Here is a 243-nt window from a genome sequence, read left to right as displayed (position 1 = left end):
GGGCAGCCAATTCAGCAGCTACGACTGGCGCGACTTCCTGGACCAGCACAATCTGCAGCAAAGCATGAGTCGGCGTGGGGACTGCCACGATAACGCCGTGGCTGAGAGCTTCTTCCAGCTCCTGAAACGGGAGCGGATCCGACGCAAGACCTATGGCACCCGGGAAGACGCAAGGCAGGACGTCTTCGATTACATCGAGATGTTTTACAATCCAAGGCGCCGGCACAGCTTCAGCAATGACTT

General features: G+C 57.6%; 1 protein-coding gene. It reads left to right on the top strand.

Features of this window, described 5'->3' with window-relative positions:
- Positions 1 to 243: IS3 family transposase (locus KVT32_RS31200; protein ID WP_217619545.1), on the top strand; the 243-nt coding region annotated here is incomplete at both ends.

Source organism: Achromobacter sp. GbtcB20, assembly GCF_019091095.1.
GTDB classification, from domain to species: domain Bacteria; phylum Pseudomonadota; class Gammaproteobacteria; order Burkholderiales; family Burkholderiaceae_B; genus Achromobacter; species Achromobacter mucicolens.
Note: the sequence above shows the minus strand (reverse complement) of the source record. Positions and strands in the feature narration are given on the sequence as shown.